The organism is Paenibacillus sp. T2-29 (assembly GCF_052921365.1).
On sequence record NZ_JBREVE010000004.1, the window covers coordinates 429103 to 451013 of the forward strand.

The 21911-nt window shown below is 47.7% G+C and carries 20 protein-coding genes; 3 read left to right on the forward strand and 17 right to left on the reverse strand.

The annotated features are described in order from the left end of the window. Positions 1–102: 102 nt before the first annotated feature. The gene (locus ACU1JV_RS14720; protein WP_058830910.1) at positions 103–936 is read right to left on the reverse strand and encodes a hypothetical protein; all 834 of its coding nucleotides are present in this window, start codon (positions 934–936) and stop codon (positions 103–105) included. A gap of 177 nt (positions 937–1113) precedes the next feature. Between ACU1JV_RS14720 and ACU1JV_RS14725 the strand changes: the two genes are divergently transcribed. Further along, on the forward strand, positions 1114–1458 hold the full coding sequence (locus ACU1JV_RS14725; RefSeq protein ID WP_413987259.1) for a helix-turn-helix domain-containing protein: 345 nt from the start codon (positions 1114–1116) through the stop codon (positions 1456–1458). Positions 1459–1540: 82 nt separating this feature from the next. Here the strand turns inward: ACU1JV_RS14725 and ACU1JV_RS14730 are convergent, their stop codons facing one another. The 4 genes from ACU1JV_RS14730 to ACU1JV_RS14745 form a co-directional block, all read right to left on the reverse strand. Continuing rightward, positions 1541–2029 carry a DinB family protein gene (locus ACU1JV_RS14730; protein WP_413987260.1) on the reverse strand — a complete coding sequence of 163 codons (489 nt, stop codon included), beginning with the start codon at positions 2027–2029 and terminating at the stop codon, positions 1541–1543. A gap of 28 nt (positions 2030–2057) precedes the next feature. Beyond that, positions 2058–2966, reverse strand: coding sequence for an AraC family transcriptional regulator (locus ACU1JV_RS14735; RefSeq protein ID WP_413987261.1), 909 nt, complete (start codon positions 2964–2966; stop codon positions 2058–2060). Positions 2967–3046: 80 nt separating this feature from the next. Then, positions 3047–3214 (reverse strand): CxxH/CxxC protein, encoded by a 168-nt coding sequence (locus ACU1JV_RS14740; protein ID WP_013373879.1) that lies wholly within the window; start codon positions 3212–3214, stop codon positions 3047–3049. Positions 3215–3319: 105 nt separating this feature from the next. Further along, on the reverse strand, positions 3320–4084 hold the full coding sequence (locus ACU1JV_RS14745; protein WP_192442897.1) for a class I SAM-dependent methyltransferase: 765 nt from the start codon (positions 4082–4084) through the stop codon (positions 3320–3322). Positions 4085–4290: 206 nt separating this feature from the next. On the opposite strand from ACU1JV_RS14745, the gene ACU1JV_RS14750 reads away from it, so the two are divergent. Next, positions 4291–6009 (forward strand): cellulase family glycosylhydrolase, encoded by a 1719-nt coding sequence (locus tag ACU1JV_RS14750; protein ID WP_413987262.1) that lies wholly within the window; start codon positions 4291–4293, stop codon positions 6007–6009. 86 nt (positions 6010–6095) lie between these two features. Here ACU1JV_RS14750 and ACU1JV_RS14755 read toward each other — a convergent pair whose 3' ends face one another. Further along, positions 6096–7331: a S1C family serine protease gene (locus ACU1JV_RS14755; RefSeq protein WP_013373882.1), complete on the reverse strand. Its 1236-nt coding sequence runs from the start codon at positions 7329–7331 to the stop codon at positions 6096–6098. A gap of 503 nt (positions 7332–7834) precedes the next feature. Here ACU1JV_RS14755 and ACU1JV_RS14760 point away from each other — a divergent pair. Next, positions 7835–8041, forward strand: a complete 207-nt coding sequence (locus ACU1JV_RS14760; protein WP_446724577.1) for a hypothetical protein — start codon at positions 7835–7837, stop codon at positions 8039–8041. On the opposite strand, the gene ACU1JV_RS14765 is transcribed toward ACU1JV_RS14760, so the two are convergent. From ACU1JV_RS14765 to ACU1JV_RS14815, 11 genes are all read right to left on the reverse strand, one after another. Further along, positions 8010–8816, reverse strand: a complete 807-nt coding sequence (locus ACU1JV_RS14765; RefSeq protein WP_013373884.1) for an MBL fold metallo-hydrolase — start codon at positions 8814–8816, stop codon at positions 8010–8012. The two genes, ACU1JV_RS14760 and ACU1JV_RS14765, sit on opposite strands and share 32 nt — an antisense overlap. A gap of 6 nt (positions 8817–8822) precedes the next feature. Further along, on the reverse strand, positions 8823–9587 hold the full coding sequence (yycI, locus tag ACU1JV_RS14770; protein WP_013373885.1) for a two-component system regulatory protein YycI: 765 nt from the start codon (positions 9585–9587) through the stop codon (positions 8823–8825). 18 nt (positions 9588–9605) lie between these two features. Then, the gene (locus ACU1JV_RS14775) at positions 9606–10946 is read right to left on the reverse strand and encodes a YycH family regulatory protein (RefSeq protein WP_013373886.1); all 1341 of its coding nucleotides are present in this window, start codon (positions 10944–10946) and stop codon (positions 9606–9608) included. Continuing rightward, complete coding sequence (walK, locus tag ACU1JV_RS14780) at positions 10943–12772, reverse strand: cell wall metabolism sensor histidine kinase WalK (protein WP_013373887.1); 1830 nt, start codon at positions 12770–12772, stop codon at positions 10943–10945. Before walK ends, ACU1JV_RS14775 begins: the two co-directional genes overlap by 4 nt. Next, on the reverse strand, positions 12769–13500 hold the full coding sequence (yycF, locus tag ACU1JV_RS14785; RefSeq protein WP_013373888.1) for a response regulator YycF: 732 nt from the start codon (positions 13498–13500) through the stop codon (positions 12769–12771). Before yycF ends, walK begins: the two co-directional genes overlap by 4 nt. Positions 13501–13734: 234 nt before the next feature. Next, positions 13735–15258, reverse strand: coding sequence for a peptidoglycan DD-metalloendopeptidase family protein (locus tag ACU1JV_RS14790; protein WP_413987264.1), 1524 nt, complete (start codon positions 15256–15258; stop codon positions 13735–13737). 309 nt (positions 15259–15567) lie between these two features. Further along, positions 15568–16224 carry a hypothetical protein gene (locus ACU1JV_RS14795; RefSeq protein ID WP_013373890.1) on the reverse strand — a complete coding sequence of 219 codons (657 nt, stop codon included), beginning with the start codon at positions 16222–16224 and terminating at the stop codon, positions 15568–15570. Positions 16225–16454: 230 nt separating this feature from the next. After that, positions 16455–17741 carry an adenylosuccinate synthase gene (locus tag ACU1JV_RS14800; RefSeq protein ID WP_040102464.1) on the reverse strand — a complete coding sequence of 429 codons (1287 nt, stop codon included), beginning with the start codon at positions 17739–17741 and terminating at the stop codon, positions 16455–16457. A 376-nt stretch (positions 17742–18117) separates the two neighbouring features. Then, on the reverse strand, positions 18118–19476 hold the full coding sequence (dnaB, locus tag ACU1JV_RS14805; protein ID WP_013373892.1) for a replicative DNA helicase: 1359 nt from the start codon (positions 19474–19476) through the stop codon (positions 18118–18120). A gap of 2 nt (positions 19477–19478) precedes the next feature. Continuing rightward, positions 19479–19922 (reverse strand): 50S ribosomal protein L9, encoded by a 444-nt coding sequence (rplI, locus tag ACU1JV_RS14810; RefSeq protein WP_413987265.1) that lies wholly within the window; start codon positions 19920–19922, stop codon positions 19479–19481. Beyond that, the gene (locus ACU1JV_RS14815; RefSeq protein WP_013373894.1) at positions 19919–21907 is read right to left on the reverse strand and encodes a DHH family phosphoesterase; all 1989 of its coding nucleotides are present in this window, start codon (positions 21905–21907) and stop codon (positions 19919–19921) included. Before ACU1JV_RS14815 ends, rplI begins: the two co-directional genes overlap by 4 nt. Positions 21908–21911: the final 4 nt, after the last annotated feature.

The following is a 21911-nucleotide window of genomic DNA, read 5'->3' on the forward strand; positions in this document are numbered from 1 at the left end:
CATAGCTATTTTAGCACCTGAAACGTCTCTTACCTATCTATTTCCTCTCCGTTACGAGCCTATCCCCTGTTCAGGTTATAGCGGATCATTCATTTACACTCTTCACAATGGAATGCTCTCAGTTCCGTATTCATCAAGACACTGCATTAGCATCTGTCGATATTCGCTGATTTGCTCCGCTGTCGCTGACTCCCGTAATGATTCAAACAATGCTGTACATTTCTTGAAATTACGATCGTTACCCGACTGATCAGCTAGTTGCATCGCCTGTAAAGTAAGTCCCACTGCATCCTGTAATCTATCGTACTTCCGATAGTACAAAGCCAAGTGATAGCAGTAGCTATAATAGTAAGATATGTTCTCTGCGTCTTCATAACTCTCGAATTCATCAATCTGCTCTGCAAACGTATGTAAGATATCTGCCACATCCAAATGATACATAAGCGCTGCCTGTAATATGGTATTGAGCCCCGGTAATATTTCCTCTAGATTATCCTGCAAAAAGGCTACATATTCCTCAATCAGCTCTATATTTCCAGACAAAATATCCACTGCATATAAATTAGTCTTAGCTAAAAACCTGAATTCCTCGACAACCTGAATATCTTCACCCTTTAGATCCTCCATCCACCCCAGCTCAGCATACTTGTAAATGCATTCCCTTGCCTGCTCATATGCACCTTGGTTCTGGTGAGCCATTCCACACATCAGGTGACTGAGCCCAAAATAATATACCAACGGACGCTCTAAATTGACATGCGGGATGGGTAATTTCATTGCTTTATGATACTGCCGCTCTTCGTAGATACGCTGGACACGGCTATATAAAATGCCAGATGTAGTCTCTACCTGAGTCCAGTTTTCGAAGGAATAAGCCATTTTTAACAGTTGTACAATCACATCTGGTTTGAGTGATTTAAGAATGTCCTCCTGCAAAAATATTACCTCCTCTAGTATATCCTCTTTATCGATTTAGAGCTGCTAACCACTCGTGAGGAGTGACTAAACAGACTAATTATACTACTTAATATGCGTAATATAAACCATTTTTACTATATATTTTGACCTGACTTTTACACTTCATCTTCCATAAGCTTGTTATGAGGTGGTAGTATGGCTGAATTACGCAAGCAAATCGGTACAAGAATCCGGGCTATTCGAAATGCAAAGGGACTTACACAGCAAAACCTAGCTGACATCGCAAGCTTGGACTATCGATATATTGGTGCATTAGAAAGAGGCGAAAGAAACTTTTCGATTGATACCTTGGAGAAAGTGCTAACCGCCTTAAACGTGTCGATCAGTGAATTGATGTTTTCCAAAGAACATATGACTACGGATGAAACTATAAGACAAGAGGCGATAGATGAGTTTGTAGCGTTGACCAGCAGATTAAATGATGAGCAGATCAGCATTCTTAGACGTGTTAGTAAAGAAGTTTCACGCGCGTTCGACTAAGTCATTTCACCCTAAAAAGCCTTGAATAAAACCAAAAAAGAGCACCCAACAGGTGCCCTCCAAAGCTTTTTATAAAAAATACTCAAGCATACAACATAAAAAAGCTCACTTCATGTCCCAGTTGCTTTAGATAATTATAGATCTGCGAACGATGATGGAATACATGGGTCACGGTCTCAATCTGCCATTGAACCTGTAAATGCCCATTCTCCATATAAAAGGCCTTCGTTGAACGATTCAGATAATCGTCCTCGCTGAGCGAAAGAATGTAAGCCTTATAAGCCTCAAAATTCTGCCTGAAGGTCGTAGCTAAGCGCTCTGGATCTTCCACTCCGGACAGGCTATTTTCAATGCTTCCCACTTCTGCCTCGGACTTCTCCTGCATAATCGCAAGATCCGAAGCCGGAATAAGCACAAAATGATGCACTAACTCCAGCAACGAGCGGAAATTGTCCTGTGGGCGAAAGCTCCAATCCTCTGGGCGTATTTTACGAATCAAGGCTTCCCCCGTCCGTACTCCGGTCTCCAGTTCATTCAGCAGATGATCGCGAACTTGCAGTGTTCCACTCATATTCTCATCTCTCCTTTGCTATTCTTCTTCATATTTTGAGTATAGCCGAGGGCTCCGAACATGTATTGTAAAAAACGGACAACTTCCGAAAGTCTTTAGCCGCAGTAAGCGGAGAAGCTCCATAAAATCTACGAAAATCACGGATCAGATGCGCTTGGTCAAAAAAGCTGTGCTTCAATGCAAGCTCCATTGAATCGACAGAACCACCACTCTGAATACTGTGCAGAACGCTCTGGAAGCGGACGACTTCACTGAACTTCTTGGGGCTAATCCCGATCCATTGTCCAAATTTGCGGTTGAGTTGTCTTTCACTGATCGCCTCACGCTCCGCCAGTTCCTTAACCCCCACACTCCCACCGCTCATAAAGATGCGATGCAGCAGGTTTTTCATCAGGTCACAATCGCTTGTCCTACGACTCAGTAGCAGCTGGTTGAGATACTGATCCATTATGCGCACCCGTTCATTAAAGTCTCGTGCCTCCAAAATACGCTCACCTATGATCTCGACATTCTCAGGCCATATTTCTTCCAAGCGATAATTACCACCTGTAAACAAATGAGTCGGCATGCCGTGAAAATAATGTGCTCCACCGGGGAAAAATCTTACTGCAAAAATACGTGTCTCGGACCCTGCTTGTCTGGTAGACACGAACGGATGCGTAAATGCCCCGCAATATGAGAGTTCCTGATGCTTACTCACCGGGTCGTATTCTAATAGAATATCCGTACAACCGTCAGGTAATACTCGGTCCACTGCCTCTCTACCCGATACTCTCATATTCCCTTCAGGGACTTCTTTAGTAACCGGGCCAGACTCCCAATAACAGGCTACGTAGGCTCTCAGCGCAGCAGACGGTTTTTGCTCAATATAATATGTATAGGGGTCACTTCCATTGACTTGAAGCGGACGAAACAGTGAATGCAGCAAAGGGTCCATCCATCGTTCACTCCTGTCTCAGATGTGGTAGAAATAAATACAAAAAGGACGTTTCTCCCCGAAACGCCCGTGCTTGTTTTTTAGACGACCAAAAACTCGGCTTTCTTCTCACATTCCTTGCACTTCACTGGAGGGTCCCAATCCGAAAATTTCGTTTCTTTGAGATCGACGACATCCGGTGCATCCTCGTATTCATCGACGAACATATCAATTGCCAGTTCCACATGCTCTTTACATACCACGTACATTCCAGTTGCATCCCTTTCCGTTTGAAGCTCTTCCTGTTGTAGGTGTGTCAAAACCGCCTTCTTTTGTTCTACCACACTTGACGCGGAAAGGAAAGGGCTTGCCCACTATCCCTGACGTTTGGTCTTAAAAATGAGGAAATTACTGACGTTCAGGTCTTCACGGAAATGAGGATATTTGTCCAGCATACCAGCAGACGGCTTCGGTTCGATCATCCCTTCCAACAACAAACCCGCCTCCACAATGGTCTGTACATAGCTGCCCAGCGTACGGTGAAAATACAAAAGTTTTTCCTCCTGATCATAAGGAATCGCTTGCTCCAGGGGACCTTCGTTGAAATACTGATCCACTTTCCAATACAGCTTTTTCCCTGTCTCATCCTTCACCCATCCACTCTGCGGTGTCAGAAAACACGGATGCAGAATAGAAAAAATAAAGCTGCCCCCTGGAACTAATAACCGCCGCATTTCGGCAATCGCCAGCTCATAATGAGCCAAATCCTGAATGACCATATTGGATACGATCAGATCAAAACTCTGGTCTTCGAACATCTCCAGCCTCTCCAGATTGCCGTGGTGATATGTAATTCCCATTGCTGACGGTGTCCGCTCTCTTGCAAGCTTCAGCATCTCTGTCGAGTAATCGATAGCTTCCACCAACGCGCCCTCCTGAACCATTTTCCGGCTCAGGTAACCTTCGCCACACCCGGCATCAAGCACTTTTTTACCTGCGATCAGTCCCATACACTCTTGCAAAGCAGGATTTAGCAGCACTTCACGAGACCGATCCCCTTCTTCGGTGTACTTGGCAGTAAAGTTTTCTGCATGCATGTTCCAGCGTCGAATGGCCTCTTCGGTGTTCCACTTATTCATATTCATCTCCTTCTTTCTTTTGGTATTTGAGGGGGCCATAGATTCTACACTCATTTCTGTATTTTTTCAATAATAACGCTTACAAAATTAAAATATCTAATTAGCACATGATTTTTACATGAATTATACAGGTATTCCATATTAAAATAATATGATAGTGTTTAATGGAAAGCGCTTTCAAAAATAACTTTGTAAAGGGGCCTGTTATGTTAAAACGAAGACCCATTTCATTGCTGTCGTTGACGCTTGCCATTACCTTATTGTTATCCACGTTCGCATCCGTTGCCGCTGCTGAAACGGACGGACAAGCACAGCCAGCCGCTGCCATCGGCAATATGCAGTCATATGTGGAAGCCATGCAGCCCGGATGGAATTTAGGAAATTCGCTGGATGCTGTCGGGGCGGATGAGACAGCCTGGGGCAATCCGCGCATTACCCAAGCTTTGATTCAGCAAATTGCTGCACAAGGGTACAAAAGTATTCGCATTCCCGTCACCTGGGATAAGCATATTGGAGCCGCACCCAATTATACCGTTGAATCTACCTATATGAACCGTGTAGAAGAGGTCGTTCGCTGGGCACTGGATGCCAATCTGTATGTCATGATTAATGTTCATCATGATTCATGGACGTGGGTAAGCAGTATGGAGCCCAAGCATGATGAAGTGTTAGCTCGCTATAACGCATTATGGACACAAATTGCCGACCACTTTAAAGATCAGCCTCACAAGTTGATGTTTGAAAGTATTAATGAGCCCCGGTTTTCTGAAGGGGGAACAACAGATGAAGCGAAAATGAATCAGATGCTTCATGAGCTAAATGTATCCTTCCACAAAATCGTTCGCGCCTCCGGTGGTAAGAATGCCACTCGTCCTCTTGTTCTATCCGGTCTGGATGCTTCACCTGCCCAAGCCAAGATCAGCCAGCTTTACAACACAATTACTGGGCTGAACGATCCCAATCTGATTGCGACCGTTCACTATTATGGCTTTTGGCCTTTCAGTGTAAACATTGCCGGGAATACAACATTTGATAAAGTTGCCCAAGATGATATTATTCAAATGTTTGATAATGTCTATAACACCTTTGTAGCCAAGGGAATTCCGGTTATTGTCGGTGAATATGGCCTGCTCGGCTTCGATAAGCATACAGGTGTTATTGAACAGGGCGAAAAGCTGAAATTTTTTGAGTTTGTGACCTATTATATGAAAAAGAAGAAAGTAACAGGTATGCTCTGGGATAACGGCCAGCACCTGAACCGGACAACGTACAAGTGGTCTGATCCTGAACTCTTTAATGTTATTAAGGCCAGCCTGAAAGGACGTTCCTCCAATGCAGCTAGTGATCTAATTCATTTGAAAAAAGGCTCTCCTGTTCAGGAAACCAAGGTCACTCTAAACCTGAACGGCAACCAGTTAAAATCACTCCATGCCAACAGCAAGCAACTGAAACAGGGGACCGACTACACGCTGAGTGGAGACACATTAACCTTCAAAGCCAGCTTGCTCACCAGCCTAATAACTTCCGGTAAATATGGTGAGAATGCCGTAATGACCGCCAAGTTTAATAAGGGGGCGGATTGGAATTTTAGAGTCGTTGTGTATGATACACCAAAATTAAGTGCTGTCGAAGGGACTACTCAAGCTTTTACCATTCCAACAGACTTCCGTGGTAGCCAGCTTGCGACGATGGAAGCCGTGTATACGAATGGTGGCAATGCCGGTCCACAGGATTGGACACCTTATAAAGAATTTGGCAATACTTTTGCCCCTGCCTATGATACCCATGGCATCAAGCTGCTGCCTGAATTCTTCAACAGTGTGAAGGATGGCGAAGTCACACTGAAGTTCCACTTCTGGAGCGGAGATGTGGTGACATACAAAATCACCAAGAGCGGAACCCGTGTGACGGGCGTGACGTCTTAAACTAAGGCACAGCAGAAATCGAAAAAAGGCGTTCCCGGAAATAAGCCGGAGAGCGCCTTCTTTATAGTTAAGCCTATCATTCAACCTTAGCCTTCCGGCTTATCTGTTAATTTTAACGTCACCGACTCTTCCTTGCCTGCCCGGTAAAAGGTAACTTTCAGCTCATCGCCAATCTTCTTGTTATCGTACAGGTAGCGACGCAAATCAAGCGTAGAGTTAATCGGTTCGCCATCAAACGCCGTAATGACATCGTTCAGCTTCAAGCCGCCCTCCTTGGCAGGACCATGGGCCTCCAGAACAACGGCCCCATCTTTCACACTGTCAGGCAGCTTGAGTTCCTTGCGCTGAGTTTCATCCAGCGGTGCATATTCATTATTAAGATCCACCGTGTACACCCCCAGATAAGGGCGGGTGATCTTGCCGTCCTCAACCAGTTCATTCACCGTCTTCATTACTTCATTGGCGGGAATGGCAAAGCCCAATCCTTCCACACCTGTATCGGCGATTTTCATCGTATTGATGCCAATCACGCGTCCGTCCAGATCGACCAGCGCTCCACCGCTGTTTCCTTCATTAATCGCTGCATCGGTCTGAATCACATGCTGCTCCCAGTCATATACACCATCCTGATTGATGGAAATCGGAATAATTCGATTCGTATAGCTCACAATGCCAGAGGTCAGCGTGTCTCCCAATCCGAGTGGATTGCCAATCGCAATGACCGTCTCGCCCAGACGAAGTTTGCTGGAGTCCCCGATATCCGCTACTGTGCTAATGCCTTTATCATCAACGGCCAGTACAGCGATATCACTAATGCGATCCTTTCCGACCAGCTTCGCTTCTTTTCTGACACCGTCTACGGTTACAATATCCAGATCATCCGATCCCTCGATGACATGGTTGTTCGTCATAATAAAGGCTTTGCCTGAGCTCACACGGAAAATGACGCCCGATCCAAGCGCTGATTGTTCCGTACTGTTACCGTCTTCCCCTTTTAGGTTTACGATGCTGACGACAGCTGGGCGTATCTTGGCTGCCGCTTGCACAATCCGGTCATACGGATCGCCCGCTGCTTGCCGCAAGGGATAATGACTTGCTCCGGTTACTGCTGTAGTGGAGGGAAGACCTGTAATAAAGCTGAACAGCAGCACGGCAACCACTGCACTAACCGCACCGCTGATGACAGCAGCCTGCACCGGACTTACCCGGCGATTCCTGTGCGGCCAACGTCCCCGTCCTCCGCGACGTGCTTTAAATGCTGTTTTTTTAGCCGCACGTGTGGACACCTTCGTTGAATAAAAATCATCTTCAAACAAGCCCATGCTAATCCTCTCCCCTTCGTTGTCATGCACCGACACTCACTAAAAAATTAGGGCTATTCGGGCTTGCGCCAACCTATGCTACAGAGAACCTGCTCTGTTGAACATCACAAATGGATTGAATATCCCCCACCATCGGAATTCAGCAACTAATCGTTTCGGTCTACTTATTAATCACCACAAATAGCACTTTCCTAAGCAACCAAATCTCATAAATTAGCATACACGCCAAATTTGACCCCGAATAGAGGGAAAAAGAGGAATGATTTCCAAACCAATGGACTACAATAGTAACAAGTCTTCTATTCTATTACAAAATGATCGTCTCATAGAGACGTTCTGGCTTGTTCCCGTCCGCTTAAAGCAGCCTATACTTTCGATGAGAGCCTTCCTTCAGAAAGCTTTCTGTTGTTAGCTTTATTGTATCACAGCACCTGGCAAAACCACAGGCAGAACCAAGCTTATTGCACGCCATTTTAAAAATATTTTTACAGGAGGAATATAAGATGAATTCCCATCGTTCCGCTATGGATGAAGTTCGCATGGCTGCCAAGCTTGCGGATTTGAAAGACGAGCACTGCCGGAATACACTGGCACTAAGTACATTGATTGAACTACTGGTAGACAAAGGCATAGTGACCCGTGAAGAGGTCGAGCGCAAAGCCGCCGAGCTGAACAGCTTTATGGCTCACTTACCTTATCCCAAGGTGTAGGACGATCATAATACGTATCACACAATCGAAACTCACTATCCCTGTAAAAACAGCCGCGGTCTTCCATCGCATCGCGTACAGTCATCTTCGCAAGTTCCATCATATTGTGGTCGCGGCTCAAGTGTGCCAGATACGTTCGCTTTGTCCGTCCGGTCAACAGCTCGCTAAGAATCGCTCCTGCCATCTCATTGGATAAATGGCCGATATCACTGAGAATACGGCGCTTGATGTTCCAAGGATAACGACCCATACGCAGCATTTCTACATCATGATTAGCCTCCAGCACCAATACATCTGCATCTGATATCGCTTGTTTTACCTTATCACTGACATAGCCGAGATCGGTTGCTACGCTAAGCTTCTCTGCCCCATCATAAAAGCTGTACCCTACGGGCTCAGCCGCATCATGGGAGATGCCAAAAGACTCTACACGCAATGACTCAAATTCCCTTGTCGCGCCTGTCTCCAATATTCTGCGGTTATCATCCGCGATTTGCCCAACAGCGTTGCTGATGGCAAACCATGTCTTCTCGTTAGCATATATAGGTAAATTATATTTACGCGCCATGGCGCCTAGTCCTTTAACATGATCGGAATGCTCATGTGTGACCAAAATACCATCCAACTCTTCTCCGCTCAGATCGCGTTCTTTCAGCAATTCGTCAATACGCTTTGCGCTGAGACCTGCATCGATGAGCAATGTCGTGTCTTCGTTCCGCACAACGGTAGCGTTGCCGGTCGAACCGCTCGACAGCACGGTAAAAGAAATCCCCATATCTGTTCAAGACCCTTCTGTATGTTCTGTCTTTGGACTAATGACATCTCCGTTCATCTGTACATAATACACACCTTTTCCGTTGTCCAGCATAAACCGCCACACCGGGGCAGCCACCTGGCTATCGGAGTTAAAGGTCTGCCCATAATATCCGAGCCGGATATCCTTCACTACGGAGTCACGCGGCAAATAGCCGTCGATCAACCTCGCCAAGGCTTTGGACGCAGGCAGCATTTTCTTTGCCTCATCCGAGGGCTGGAGCTCCACCTGAATTTTGCGATACCCTGTAATCTTCTGATTGCTGTAAAACAGAGCCAGCTTCACATTAAAGAGCGGCCACTTGCCCTGTACCAATGGATGCAGCACAAAAGCATCTGCCTGTCCGGATACGAGCTCCTCCTGAACATCCAGCGGATCATACTGATAGCTATCGATATCCTTGATTTGCGGCTCCAGTGCCTCCACTAGCGCATCATGAGTAAATACCAGCTTGCTGTCCACCGGTCTCAGCAGCTGCACAAGTTCATCTTTCTCTCCACTATGGACATAGGTGTAAGACAGCTTGGGCAGCTGCGGGGTATCTCCGGGAATCGGAGCCAACACCTGAATGCTTTTCTCTTCCATTAAACGCTGCGTGTTTTCATCCAGTGAAGTAAAATCCAGATTCGGCCCGGCCGTTTCCTGCGCATCATGCCACAGTTGATAACCCAATACCACATTGAGCAGCAAAAATGTACAGATCAGTACGTTTTTAGCGCGGCTCCAATCCATTCCCGTTCCCCCTTCCTATCATCGCTTTGTCTCTTGGTCTGATTTCGTTGGTGTTGTATTGGATGCTGTCGTTACAGGAACAGCATGAATCTCTGCCGCAGAACCATCGCTGAACGTAACACGCCACTCAGGGACAAGCTTCAATCCGTCATTGATCAGCTCCGGCTGATATACAGGAGTCAGATCCCTAATCGACTTGCCATCGCCTACCATTTGCAGTTGCTTCTCCAAGGCTTCGCCACCTGGCAGCAACACCTTTCTCGAGGATTGCTCCCCGCCCTTGAGATACAGCAACGAACGATCATAGACAGATGCCGTTTCCTGCTGGATTTGCAATGAAATCGTACCAAAGCGGAACGATGGCGTGTCCAGCACCGGATAAGCACCATAATACTGCTGGAACATCACACTTGTGCGATTTTCATCGCTGCTCCTCAATTTCATCTGATATGAAGCATCCCAACCGCCATGCTGATTTACAAAATCAACTGCGGCCAATACGTCCCTAATCGGACTGCTTCCATCTGCCCCTGGTGCACTGGGATCGGTATAGCTCATCCAACGTTGATCCTGCTTGATCTGTAGACTACGCTTGCTATCTGTATAAATTTGGGAACCATCTTTTTCCTGAATATTGCGCGTAATGCCTGGATCGAAAAATAAATTTCGCTGCATCTGTTCCGTCGTAAACAACCCGGCATATACCACAGGCTGTACAGTCTCCAGGTTATTCACGGGAATGTAGTACTGATTATTCACCAGCTTGTACAACGGAGCATTTTTCCCAAAATTCACATGCTGCCGAATGTCTTCTACCGTCATATCGAACTGGTTCGCCTCATACACCACATCGCCTCTGGCACTAAAAAAAAGCGCGTGCGGCTTGGCATTCTTTTCGTCGATATAGATCCAGATGCGGTTAATCGTCTCTCCCTGAAACACCGAATCCGGCGTCAGACGCATAACCCGTTCCAGTAATGAAACCGGAACTCCGCCTGAAAATGATAGTTCGATCCCCTCATTCTCACTGCGGATCCGTGCCCAGTCCGCTGATTGGATACTCCGACGTTGGAAATTGTTAAAACTTCGACTTTCCAGCCGTGTATAAATTAAATCGTAAAAAGTAACCCCCGGATAAAAAACGGTATGTTTCTTCTCACCTTGATGAATTAGCATCCTATCAGGGAATACAAGATTTTCAATCTTTTTCTCCTGCCCCATGCTTTCGGTTTTGACATAGTTCGTTTCTGAGGTGATTACAGAATCACTGCCCGGAAGACGGTAGATCAAAAAATAAGTCTGAACCAGGCTGGAAGCCACCAGCAAAACAAGCGTCCAGGACTTCAAACGTTCCTTCACTGTGCTTCCCTCCCTTCACCCGACATAGGCAGCGTAAAAGTCGTACAAGTTCCCTGACCATATTCGGACTCCAGGAAAATCTGGCCTCCATGGGCCTTTACAATTTCCCGGGCAATCGACAGCCCCAGTCCCGTGCCACCCATATTGCGCGATCTCGCCTTGTCCACACGATAAAACCGTTCAAAAATCCGGTCCAGATCTTTTTTGGGAATACCAATTCCAGTATCCTGCACCGAAATAGCCAGCATGCCCTCATTGTTGCGGCGAGCCTCGATCCGAATACTTCCACCTTCTGGCGTATATTTCAATGCATTGGACATCAGATTGTCCAGCACCTGATCAATCTGATCGCGGTCGATTACGACCTTGCCAATCCCCTGCTCTACGAACATGCCTGAGCGAATGTGATTTTCCTTCATCTGAAAAGAAAACCGATCCGCGACCTCGTCCAGCATCTCCATCACATCGGCAGGCTGCATCCGCAAAGGCGCTTCATTGGAATCGAGCCGCGATAGATGCAGCAAATCTGTAACCAACCGGATCATACGCTCCGTCTCATTGCGTATAACACCCACAAAACGCTCTGCGAGCTGCGGCTCAGCCATCGCGCCGTCATCCAGCGCTTCAGCGTAGCTGCGGATCGTCGTCAGCGGTGTGCGTAGCTCATGGGATACATTAGCTACGAATTCCCGTCGCGTCGTCTCCATTTCCTCCTGCTCTGTCACGTCCTGGAGCACGGCAATCGTACCCGTAATGCCAAATTCACGCCGATGAATTGGCGTAAAGGTCACACGGATGACGATGGGTTCATCCTGACCGGCTGGCTCCAGCTGCAAGAGCGTAGAAGCGGACGAGCCGCTATACAGAGCCTCGGTTTCCTCCGGATCGATCCCTAGCAGTACCGCGATATGTCTGCCAGTCATTTCATTCTCGTTCACGCCCAGCATGGCGCTGGCCCGGCGATTGACCAGAATGACCCGGCCATGATCATCGGTAGCGACCACACCGTCGCTCATATTGGTCAAGATGGAGGAGAGCTTTTCCTTCTCCTCCTCATTCTGCGACAGTGCCTCACGCAGACGTCCTGTCATATAGTTAAAGGCCACGCTCAGCCTACCGATTTCATCTTCGCCAAACACCGGCATCTGCTGGTCAAATTTGCCCTCAGCGACCTCTGTTGCATGACGTGTCATCACTTTGATCGGATGCGTAATCGTGTGGGCCAATACCACGCCCAGCACAGCCGTTAATGCGAGCGCAATCAGCATACCTGAGAGAAACACATTGTTAATGCGTTTCATCGTATCGTACAGCTCAGCCATCGAAGCAGCGATGTACACCGCACCGACGATTTTGCCTTGGCTGATGACAGGCTTGGCGACGACCTTCTTGCGCACGTTATCCTCGTCCACCATATATTCCTCGTTATCACGGATTCCTTGAAGGGCGCGGCTAACCACTGTCTGCGTATTTTTACGTCCGACATAGTCAGCGTGGGAGCCTTGAGAAGTAATCAGTACTTTGCCGCTGGCATCCAGCACCTGAATTTCCGCGCCGCTGAAATCAAACAAGTTATTTACGCGTGCACGCAGACTTTCGACGCTATCTTCTTCCATTTTGCCATCACTGCCGCTCAGATCCTGCTCCGCCAGCACGGACAGCATCTCCGCCCGTGCTTGCAAATCCTGCGTAAAATTACTCGTCAAAGAGTTCTTCATCGAGCTGACAAAATAGACTCCAATCAACTGCATGGCCACCAAAATAAGTAGTACATAGATAATAATCAACTTGGCATGAATGGTGCGAAAGAAAGACAGCCATCTCATGCCCGCAGGCCACCTTTGCCCCCGCTAACGATATATCCGAGGCCACGGCGTGTCAGGATGGTCTCCGGCTTGCTCGGGTTTTCCTCAATCTTCTCGCGTAGCCGCCGGATCGTCACGTCTACCGTCCGCACATCCCCGTAGTATTCAAATCCCCATACCGCTTGAAGCAAATGCTCGCGAGTCATGACCTTGCCTGCATTTTTCGCCATATAATATAGAAGTTCATACTCGCGATGCGTCAGGTCAAGTGGAGTTCCGTTTTTATAGGCTGTATACATATCCGCATCAAAAAAGAGATCGCCTACGCGCAGCCCCTGCTTATCCTCCTGTGGGCGGCTTTCCGGCGTGCCCGCCACGCCGCGTTGCTGTCTACGCATCTGTGCCTTCACCCGTGCCAGCAATTCCCGTGTGCTGAACGGCTTCGTCACATAATCGTCCGCGCCCAGCTCCAGCCCTAGCACTTTGTCGATTTCCCCGTCCTTGGCAGTCAGCATAATAATTGGCGTCTGAAGCTGATGTCCGCGTACCTCGCGGCATACATCCATACCATCCATGCCCGGCAGCATCAGGTCCAGCAAAATCAGGTCTGGCTGTTGCTTAACCGCAATATCCACTGCACTGATTCCATCGAAGGCGCAAATGACCTCGTAGCCCTCTTTTTCCAAATTAAATTTCAAAATATCAGCGATAGGTTGTTCATCATCCACTACTAGAATCGTCCCCTGCATACAGCGTTCACCTCTTCTCACGGATCATCATCTATCATTAACTTTTCGTTTGTTAGCGCCCATAAGATGCTTATTCTATTCTATCATACCCGTACGCTATTCCATTACTTTTCCAGACCCTTTTTCTTTACGCAGAAAAAAACCATGCCTGCACCTGCTGTTAAGCATGCAGAAAAACATGGCCTTTCTCCTTGTTCTTCGTCAATCATGTAGCTAACGATATAAGCATCAAATCTATCTTAAATACGTCATGGGATTGCGTGCCGTATTATCCTTGCGAATTTCAAAATGAAGATGCGTTCCTGTTGAGCGTCCTGTGCTCCCCATAACTCCGATCGACTCGCCTTGTTGAACAACCTGTCCTACATGAACGCCAATGCTGCTCAAATGCCCGTACACCGTCTGATAGCCGTTGCCATGATCGATCATAATAACATTGCCGTATCCATTCTGCTGACCTGCAAAAGACACCACACCCTCATCAGATGCGTGAATGTCAGGACTGCCGACCAAGTCGACCCCCTCGTGCATACGTCCCCAACGTGCGCCAAAGCTGCTCGACATCGTAGCACCGGACACTGGCCAAGCGAACTGTCCAGAGCCCTCTCCCATAACCTTCGTTCCTCTAAGAACCACCTCGGTTACAGACGGTTGCAGTACCTTTTGGCCGAGCCATTCCTCTTGTATAACTTCACCGTTCTCTTTGGTCAAACGATAGTCCATCTCTTTAAGACCTGCTTGTCCCGGTCTAACGACTTTCGTAACCCCTGCCTTCAATTCATCGCTCTGGCGAATCTCCACCTCAGGCTCAATAGCAATCTGCTCAACGACCTTTTCTACCGTTCGTACCGTGACAGGTACCTTTGGAGCCGTGACCTTTAACTCGTCCCCAATTTGCAAATACAACTCACGCAGACCGGGATTGTTCTGCTTAATCTCCCAAGCCGTCGTATTGAACTTGGTGGCAATCGACGACAATGAATCGCCTTCCTGCACCGTATAGGTTGTAGGAGCTTCACGCCCTTCGGTCAACACTTTAACCGCTTCTTCCTCCGTCAGCACCTTGTTGGGATCTGCTTTTACTGGCTCATACGCAATTTTTTCTCGGATACTGGCAGACTCCAGCCATGCCTTAGGCGTTTTAGTGCTTGCGCTAGCATGACTACTACCCACAGATGTTTTGCGAACCAGCCCCTTGATGCCTGTAGCCGTGCCTTCACCCGCAGGTATGTATTTCTTCTGCACTTTCTTTAAAACCGCTTGTGCTGTCGCTTTATCCTTTACAATGCCAACCGTCTGTCCGTTGACCTTCACTTCTACTCCTTTGGCATAGGCAGTCAGCATACCATCCAGCTTCTTCAGTGTGGCTGCGCTGTCGATATCCGCCTTATAAGCCTTTTCCGTGCTCGTCGTTACCGCACTCGTATTGAGCACCATTTCCACGTCAGGATATTTGTCTTTATACTGTTTGATCTTCGTTGTATACAACTGCTTAAGCTGCTGCTCATTCAGGATACCGCCGACCTCAACGCCTTTAACATACACTTTATAATAAGGAACCATATTGGCTCCAACATACTGATTGCTAGCAAAAATAAGACCGCCAACAATCACAATGCCGCCTGCCGTCCAACTTAACCATCTTTTCCGTCCGCTCCACCATGTTGCTATTTTCCCTGCTTTATCAGCAGAATTGCCCTCAACACTTGAATTTCCACTCCTGTGGTCTGGTGATAACTTCCCCTTAGAAACCTCCATGGTTCTCTCCTTTTCAGCATATCCTATCTCTATTAAATGCGTTCATTATTGTTTTTTTACATGATAAAAGTAGCCCTTTTACAAGCTTATCTATGATAATAGTCGCTATCTAGCATTGCATAGTTACGTAAAAGGTTTCAAAAATTTAACCTTTTCACAACACAGTTTACTTTAACATAGCTTTTACAAAGAATTCAACTACACCCCAATTACTTCCTTGAACGCAAAAAAATCCGCGCCTAGCGCGGATTCTACAGTCCTGTTTTGAGCATTAACACTGCCCATACATTCTTGTGTTTTATTCATGCATTATTTAAGCATACCCATCAGCTTGTTATATTCCTCTTTGGTCAAATACTTCGCAAGCACCTGCTGAATATCTTGCAGCTCCTGCTCGGTGAGGCCGCCTTCCATCGCGGCTGATATTTTCTGCATCTCCTCCGGCGGTAGTTTACTCATGAGAATCGTAAAAATCTCCTGCTTCTGAGCCGCCGGTAAATTGTTCTTTTTCTCTGTCAGATGGTCGGGCGTAATGACCAAATCATGACCTTCGATACTCGTTTCGGGAGTAGCTGTACCTTCTGCCTGCTGACGCGACTCGCTGCCTGATGTTCCCGCCGACGTGGCCCCTTCCTGGGATACCGTTCCATTGGATGAGCCTCCAGCTTCACGTCCGCTTTCCTCTAAGCCCTGTCCCATGACAGGCAAAGCATTATCAGGCGGTGTTACACCTCCAGAGTCGCTCCCTGTCGTCTTGCTCTTCCCTGTGCCTGTACTTTGGTCAGTACCAGCGCTGCCTTTTAGCCAACTCCATCCCCATGTCGGCTGGTGATCAAGCTGAATGTTAAACTGCCGCAGCAGTGATTGAACATAGGCATTCACGACCACACCGGTCACTGCCAGTGTCAGCGCGCTGACCAGCACCACCGTCATTCCTTTTTTAAGTAGCCATCCAAGCCACCTCATATCCCGTTACCTCCTTATACGCATCTTGCCATGTGTACATCATGAAGTGCATATAGACCAGTATTGACGAGATATGACGATTTTTAACCCTTGGAATATGTAAAACTAGCACAAACACAACTACACAGAAAAAAGGAGAGAAAGGAATTAACCACCTCTCTCTCCTAATCGTGCAGGAATAGCTATATTTTAGAACAGGCATGACGCCTTCATAGAATCCTATAGATGTCTTACAAATAAATTGGAAGCACTTGGTTCGTTTGATCGCGGTTACGACCAACCGAGAAAATAGCGATTGGAATGCCTGTCAGCTCGGATACGCGTTGTACGTAATTGCGTGTATTTTCAGGCAGTTCCTCCAACGTTTTTACGCCAGTAATATCTTCGCTCCAACCTGGCAATTCCTCATATACCGCTTCGCATTCCGCCAGCATTTTCAAGCTAGCTGGATAATGCGTGATGATCTCACCGCGATATTTGTAGCCTGTACAGATTTTGACTGTTTTCAGACCTGTCAAAACGTCCAACGAGTTCAGGGAAAGACCCGTTAATCCACTGACACGACGGGCATGACGCACAACGACGCTGTCAAACCAGCCAACACGACGAGCACGTCCTGTAACCGTACCGTACTCATGACCTGTTTCACGAATGTAATCGCCAACTTCATCGTTCAACTCCGTTGGGAAAGGTCCATCACCTACACGAGTTGTGTATGATTTAGCTACACCGATCACTTGTTGAATTTTGGACGGGCCTACACCGGAACCGATACATACGCCGCCAGCCGACGGGTTAGAGGACGTAACATATGGATACGTACCTTGGTCGATATCGAGCATAACGCCTTGCGCACCTTCAAACAACACCTTACGATTAGCGTCGATTGCATCGTTCAGCACAACAGACGTGTCCGCTACATAAGGACGGATAAACTCAGCATATTCCAGGTACTGTTTCAATATTTCTTCAACATCCAGCGGCTCGCCGCCGTATACTTGCTCAATCACTTGATTCTTTTCCTTCGTTAGATGGCGCAGTTTCTTTTCGAATTCCTCTGCATCCAGCAAATCAGCAATACGAATACCGTTACGTGCAGCTTTATCCATATAAGCAGGACCGATCCCTTTACGGGTAGTACCAATTTTGTTAGGACCTTTGCGGTCTTCTTCCAGCACATCCAACGTCATATGGTAAGGCATAATGACATGTGCGCGGTCACTAATGACCAAATTTTTTGTGGAAAATCCATTATCATGAATATAAGTAATTTCTTCAATAAGAGCGGCTGGATTCACTACCATGCCGTTGCCAATAACACACTTTTTATCTTCATAAAAAACGCCGGATGGAATCAGGCTCAGCTTATACTTTTTACCGTCAATGAGAATCGTATGACCAGCATTGTTTCCGCCTTGGTAACGGGCCACCACTTCAGCGCTTTCCGCCAGATAGTCCGTGATTTTACCTTTGCCTTCGTCTCCCCATTGTGTTCCCACAACGACTACAGTTGACATGTTTCATTCCTCCGTGGAGTGCCCACAGACACTCTGATTTTGAGCTGACGCGCTAACACATATCTGGCTTCAGCCGCCTCAGCGGGCAGATATGAAGCGTTCTCGGACAGCAGGAAAAAACGTCCGTCGCAGACATTCCACAAGTTCGGAAAGCCCCGGGCGTAATGATCTCCCGCTACGTTGAAGCAGCACTATAAGTGTACCAGTACCATTTTTCAAAGTCAAATAAAAAGCGAACATTATATTACATGAAAATAGTATTGTTCGTAATTGAGAGTTTCAATCGTTCTATGAAAATATATGAATTCTATAAAAAAGACTCTCTCGAAACCGCGATACCCGCGTCGAAAGAGCCTTTTCTAAACATACTAATATATTAACCGGCGAACGCATCCGAATGGGCACGCTCGTAATTAGCGAATTTATTATAATTTTTAAGAAATACCAACTCTACCGTACCGACCGGGCCGTTACGCTGCTTGGCAATAATAATTTCAATAATATTTTTCTTTTCTGTTTCCTGATTATAGTAATCATCCCGGTACAGAAACGCAACGATGTCAGCATCCTGCTCGATGGAACCCGATTCCCGCAAGTCACTCATCATTGGCCGCTTATCTTGACGCTGCTCCACGCCCCGACTCAGCTGGGAAAGGGCAATTACAGGCACTTCAAGTTCACGGGCGATTTGTTTCAATGTCCGTGAAATTTCGGATACCTCCTGCTGCCGGTTCTCGCCCGCTTTGCCGCGTCCGTGAATGAGCTGCAAGTAGTCAATAACGATCATACCCAGTCCCTTTTCCGCCTTGAGACGGCGGCATTTGGCTCGGATATCAGCCACAGTGATGCCGGGCGTATCGTCGATATAGATTTCCGCCTCTGACAAGGCTGCAATGCCCATCGTCAGCTTCGCCCAATCGTCATCGCCCTTAAATTCACCTGTCCGCATGACGTTCGCGTCCAAGTTAGCCTCGGCACAGATCATCCGCTGCACGAGCTGAGCCGCCGACATTTCCAGACTGAAGATGGCAACCGTCTCTTTTGCCCGTACTGCAACGTTTTGTGCAATATTCAGGGCAAATGCCGTTTTACCTACAGATGGACGAGCAGCCACAATGATCAAGTCATTGCGCTGGAAACCCGCTGTCATCTTATCCAAATCAACAAAGCCGGACGGAATTCCGGTCGTGTTGCCCTTGTTCTGATGCAGCAATTCAACGCGGTCAAACACTTCCATCACGACATCGCGGATGGCAATAAAGCCACTGCCTGAGCGCCCGTTGGAGATTTCCATAATCTTGCGCTCGGCATCGCTCAGCATACCGGCGACATCCTCGCCACTGCTATAGCCTTCGCTCACAATCTGTGTAGCTGCACGAATCAAGCGACGAAGCATCGCTTTTTCTTCAATGATCTGGGCATAGTAATCCACGTTAGCCGCTGTTGGCACCCCGTGAGCCAACTTCGCCAGATAACTGACACCACCGATATCCTCTAGCTGTCCCTTGTCTTGAATTTTCGAGGTCAGCGTAACCAAGTCAATCGGCTGTCCGGATTCACCCAGCTCAATCATTGCTTCGTAAATCATCTGATGAGCTTTATCGTAAAAGTCCTCGGTCTGCACCCGCTCCATTGCGGTAATCAGTGCTTCGGACTGAAGCAAAATAGACCCGATAACCGCCTGTTCAGCCTCCAGATTTTGCGGAGGAATCCGATCAAAAAATTCGCCGCCCATAATTATTCTTCAGTCACCTGTACTTTCAGCGTAGCTTTGACCTCAGGATGAAGCTTGACGGTCATTTGAGTCACGCCCAACGTACGAATCGGTTCTTCCAGTTCGATTTTGCGTTTGTCCAGCTTGATGCCTGTTTTAGCAACAGCCTCTGCGATTTGCTTGTTTGTAATCGCGCCGAACAGACGTCCACCTTCTCCAGCCTTTGCTTTGAGCTGAATTGTTGTCTCTTCCAGCTTTTTGCCGAGTATTTGTGCCTCTTCCTTTTCCTCTTGCTTGCGTTTTTCCTCAGCAGCGTTTTGGTTTTCCAGCGTCTTCATATTTCCTTCCGTTGCTGGGCGGGCAATCCCACGTGGCAACAGGAAATTTGCTGCATAACCGTCCGACACTTCCTTAATCTGCCCCTTCTTACCTTGGCCCTTCATATCTTTAATGAATATTACTTTCATTCAAATAACCCCTCTTCCCCATCAATTTCGGCCAGAACGTCGACCACTCTGCGCTTAGCTTCCTCCAGCGAGCAATCCAGCTGAACCGCTGCGTTTGTCAGATGTCCTCCGCCGCCTAGCCGTTCCATGACGACCTGTACGTTCATGCGTCCGAGTGAACGGGCGCTGATCCCCACCAGGCCGTCAGGACGTTCACTGACCACAAAGGAGGCCAGTACATCCGTCATATTGAGCAATGAATCCGCCACCTGAGCAATCAGAAGCTGCGGTATTTTTTGTCCGGGCTCGGTCACCGCAATTGCGATATGCCCATATATCATTTTAGCATGCTTAATAATTTCCGCCTTAGCAATATATTCATCCAGGTCCTCTTTTAACATGCGCTGGATCATGACTGTATCTGCTCCACTACGTCTTAAGAAGCCAGCAGCCTCAAACGTACGTGAGCCTGTATGCAGGGAAAAATGCTTGGTATCCACCGTAATCCCCGCCAGCAGTGATGTTGCCTCCAGCGGTGTCAGCTGGACCTTCTCATGGATATATTGCAGCAGCTCGGTCACCAGTTCACAGGCCGATGACGCGTATGGCTCCAAATAGATTAGAACAGAATCATTAATAAATTCCTCGCCCCGACGGTGATGATCCACAACCACCACCCGGCTGGCCGTCTGCACCAGACGAGGCTCAATCGTCATTGAAGCCTTGTGCGTATCCACCACAACCAGCAGGCTGTGCTCGGTCATCACCTGAAGCGACTGCTCCGGTGTCATGAGCGCTTGCGACAGCTTCTCATCCTTGTTTACCTGCTCCATCATTCGGTCAATAGACGGATTGGATTTGTCCAGTACGATATGGGCCTCTACATTGTAAAGTGCCGCGGCCTTCCATACACCGATAGCTGCTCCTATTGCATCCATGTCCGGTATTTTGTGTCCCATAATCAGCACGCGGTCGCTCTCCTGCATCAGATCACGCAGCGCATGTGCAATGACTCGGGCTCGCACCCTGGTACGCTTCTCGACAGCATTGGACTTGCCTCCATAAAAGGACAGGCGCTGTCCCGCTTTCACTGCTGCCTGATCCCCCCCGCGTCCAAGCGCCATATCTAGACTGGACTGGGCCAACTCGCCCAGCTCCTTGATACTCTCTGCGCCGAAAGACAAGCCAATGCTCAATGTCATCGGTACTTTCAAATCCGCCGTCATTTCCCTCACGGTATCCAAAATGACGAATCGGCTCTGCTCCAGTTCTTGGAGTGCTTTATGATTCAGCATAATCAGATAACGCTCAGATGACAACCGACGCAAATAAATATTGTACTGATTGGCCCAAGACGTAATCTCGCTGGAAACCTTCGCAATAAGCGCGGTGCGCTGCTGATCGTCCATTCCCTGAGCAGCCTCGTCCATATTATCAAGCATGACGATACCAAGCGCCAACCGCTCGTTCTCATACTGCTTGCGCAGTACCGCAAGCTCCGTCACTTCATACAAATATATCAGACGCTCATCAGGCACGATTAGAAACTGATAATGACGCTCATCATGCTGTAATTCCACCTTTAGTTCACGAGCAGGCTCTTTCGTTTCCTTTTTAGTGCTTAGAGCATTTGCGAGTTGAGGAAACAAATCTTGAAGTGGCTCTCCAATCAACGATTGCTCCTCGAACATCTCACTGGCAAAGCGATTGTGCCATTCTACGGTTCGATTTTCACTGTATAAAATGATACCGAACGGCAGTGTACTGATCGCTTCTCCCTCCACCCGCTTAATCCGGAAGGAAAGACCACTGATATATTGATTCAGTTCCCGACGAAAATCCAGCTCCGTCTTCAGCATCAGTCCGCCGAGCAAGAATGATAGCAGCAGTCCTATCACACCCAGTTCCCAGTTGTACATGGAAATACATATGACAAGCACCAGCAGCAGTAAAAACGCCCAGACCGTCTGATAGCCGTGCCAGCGTTTTTGTAGAAATTTAGGCATGACT